The sequence below is a fragment of the Chamaesiphon polymorphus CCALA 037 genome, assembly GCF_003003845.1.
GTDB classification, from domain to species: Bacteria; Cyanobacteriota; Cyanobacteriia; order Cyanobacteriales; family Chamaesiphonaceae; genus Chamaesiphon; species Chamaesiphon polymorphus.
In genome coordinates this window covers 1-3,229 of record NZ_PVWO01000590.1, presented here as the reverse complement: position 1 = coordinate 3,229, position 3,229 = coordinate 1, and the positions used below count along the sequence as shown (strand labels likewise).

2 protein-coding genes are annotated in these 3,229 nt (G+C 43.7%); one reads left to right on the top strand and one right to left on the bottom strand.

Annotated features, from left to right (window positions below; translation table 11 throughout):
- Positions 1 to 158 precede the first annotated feature (158 nt).
- Positions 159 to 947 (bottom strand): ABC transporter permease, encoded by a 789-nt coding sequence (locus C7B77_RS26825; RefSeq protein ID WP_106312209.1) that lies wholly within the window; start codon positions 945 to 947, stop codon positions 159 to 161.
- A gap of 125 nt (positions 948 to 1,072) precedes the next feature.
- On the opposite strand from C7B77_RS26825, the gene C7B77_RS26820 reads away from it, so the two are divergent.
- Positions 1,073 to 2,935 carry a tetratricopeptide repeat-containing S1 family peptidase gene (locus C7B77_RS26820; RefSeq protein ID WP_106312206.1) on the top strand — a complete coding sequence of 621 codons (1,863 nt, stop codon included), beginning with the start codon at positions 1,073 to 1,075 and terminating at the stop codon, positions 2,933 to 2,935.
- Positions 2,936 to 3,229 lie beyond the last annotated feature (294 nt).

The window sequence follows — 3,229 nt, the reverse complement described above, 5'->3', positions numbered from 1 at the left end:
CGGCAGCGATCGAAGTTCTCCAGAATAGTTGAATTAGGTTTAAATACTTGTTCATGAATAGATAGAAGGCAGATGGCAGAAGGTAGAGGGTTTAGGCTTTAGTTTATTAACGATCGATGCTCAGTTATCAATTCTCAATTCTCAATTCTCAATTAACATTAAGCTCCCATGCCGGAGTACTGACGGATCCCTTTGCGCCAGAGCCAGCGATTGACGATCGAGAATAAAAACATCCATAGAAAGATAATGCCAAAACTCCGCACGACATCGACTTGCAATCCCGTAATAATACTGGCGGGAAAGTTGATAATATAGGGAAAAGGCGTCCAAAAAGCGATCGATCTAACTGCTGGCGGAAAGAGTTCGAGCGGGGCAATCGCGCCTGACAAAAAGAGATTGACTAAGAACACTACCTCCTGAATCGAACTAGCTTTTTCAGTCCAGAATGCAAACATTGCTAACGTGTATTGAATCAGAAAAGTTAAGGCAAATGCACAAGCACTAGCGATCGTAAATAACCCTAACGTACTCAAGCTTGGTATCCAAAAGGCACTGGGATACAAACAGAAAAATAAGGCAACCAATCCAAAAATAAATGGCAATCTGGCAAACCGCTCGCCAATATGCGACCAAATATGATGCCAGACGGGATCTAATGGCTGTAGCAATCGAAATGATAACTTACCATCAACAATCTCGCGCTCGAAATCCCAAATTACCCAGACTACAGTCAGTTGGCGAACCAGATAAACTGCTAAGAAATATCGCGCAAAATCGATCGAAGACAAACCAAAGTACCCCTGTTGTGCGGCTTGCGTCCACACGCCCATCAGAATGAACGGTAACGACCCCGAAAGTGCCCACAATAGCAATTCTGCCCGATACTCTAGCATGTAGGCGTAGTAGGTCACTAGTAGCGATCGAGAGATTTTCAATAATCGTTTCATGTGTCTCATTTAGATCGATCGAGTCTTGTTTGACAACACCTTCAATAGTATAAAGATTTTACAAGTTTCACAGATCGGAGTGAAATCGATTAATATCGATACTGTCACAAAATAAATACACATCCATGTCTTCGAGAATCTCGCTGTGGGTCGGACTAATTGGTGTAGCGGCGACAATTCCCCTAGTACAAACTGTCGCAGTTGCCCTATCGCCAGTTGAGGTACAAAAGATTGCCAAACAAGTAACGGTACAGATTACTGGGTGTGGTTTTGGGTCTGGAGCCATCGTTCGTAAAGAAGGTAGTACTTATACCGTGCTGACAGTGGCTCATGCGGTGAAGAAAAGTGGTTGTCAAGTAACGACACCTGACGATACGCAATATCAGGTTGCCAATATCAAAACCTTTCCGAACCAAGTCGATCTTGCAATCTTCACCTTTACCAGTAGCAAAAACTACCCAGTTGCTAAACTAATCGATAACTCCGATGCGGTCGATGCAGGTGAGACTGTCTATGTATCTGGCTACCCACTTTCGTCTACCATCAGCAATTCGATTTTTGCCTTTGTCAAAGGCGATGTGGTTAGTAATAGTAGTACCAAGCAGCAAGGGAAGGGTTATTCGCTGATTTACAGTAATAATACTTTGCCAGGACATAGTGGTGGCCCGGTGTGGAACGATAAGGGTGAGGTGATTGCCATCCACGGACAAGGGGATGTGGATACGAAGCTCGAAAAGACGATGAATGATGGAGTGCGGGTGAAGACTGGTTTTAACCTCGGGATTACGGTTAATACGTTCGTCAAGTTGGCGACAGCAGCAGGGATCGGTGGCTATACTCCAGTGGTGGTAACCGCAAAGCCAAAACCAGTAGAAGATTTGATTGCCAGTGCGGTTTTAAAAGAGAGCAAAGGTGACTATCGAGGGATCGTCACCGACATGGATCGGGCAATTTCCCTACGGGAACGCTCCCCAAACTCGATCGATTTCCAAACCGCTCGAATTTACTACATCCGTGGTATTGCTAAATCTAAGCTGAACGATGCCCAGGGAGCGTTAGCAGATTTCGATCGGGCGATTCAAATTAATCCCAATTCTGCTCCTGTTTACAACCATCGTGGTGTGCTGAAGATGGACAAACTGAAGGATACACAAGGTGCATTAGTAGATTACAATCGGGCAATTCAGATCGATGCCAATGCTGCTGATGCTTACAATAATCGCGGTATTTTGAAGAATTACAAACTGAATGATACCCAAGGTGCATTAACGGATTACAATCGGGCGATTCAAATCGATCCCAATCATGCTTTTGCTTACTACAATCGTGGTAATTTGAAGACTGACAAACTCAACGATACACAAGGCGCATTGGCAGATTTCGATCGAGCGATTCAAATTAATCCCAATTATGCTCCTACTTACAATAATCGCGGTAATCTGAAGACGGACAAACTCAACGATACACAAGGCGCATTGGCGGATTTCGATCGGGCGATTCAAATTAATCCCAATCATGCTTTTGCCTTTAAAAATCGTGGCAAATTAAAATATGCTCAGAAAAACTTCCAGGGCGCATTAGCAGATTTCAATCGAGCAATTCAGATCGATCCCAATTATGTTGATGCTTACAGCAGTCGCGGTGCGCTGAAGTTTATCACCCTAAAAGACTTCCAGGGTGCATTGGCAGATTTCGATCGAGCAATTCAACTCGATTCCAACAAAGCTCTTTTTTATCACTTGCGTGGTATTCTGAAGACGCACAAACTGAAAGATCCTCAAGGTGCATTAGCAGATTACAATCGGGCGATTGAGATCGATCCCAATTATGCTGATGCTTACTACTATCGCGGTATTCTCAAAAAGGACGAACTGAAAGATAGATCGGGTGCGATTAACGATCTGCAACAAGCTACGAAACTATTTCAACAACAAGGCAAGGATCGAGACTATCAAGATGCGATCGACCTTTTAAAAAAATGGCAGTAGACCACTGACAATCGATCGCAAACAAGGCGATCTTTTACGATCGAGATCTAATTAATTTAATTTGCAGGACGCACTATCCGATCGAATTACGCTGTAGATTTTTCCGATCGACGAGCGATCTCATGAGCTTTTTCTAATTATTATTATCAAAATTGGGGCCGAAACGATCGTGTTTCAGCCCCAATTTGAAGTATTAATTTAGTACTGGAATTAACCGCGACCGCTAGGTGCGTTATTTCTGGTTGGCGGTACTTCAGGAGGTAGTGGCGTAGTCAAAGATGGACTTGGCTTACA

Excerpts from the sequence above, each read along its gene's own strand:
- C7B77_RS26820 (WP_106312206.1), top strand. The coding sequence starts at position 1,073 with ATGTCTTCGAGAATCTCGCTGTGGGTCGGACTAATTGGTGTAGCGGCG.
- C7B77_RS26825 (WP_106312209.1), bottom strand. The coding sequence starts at position 947 with ATGAAACGATTATTGAAAATCTCTCGATCGCTACTAGTGACCTACTAC.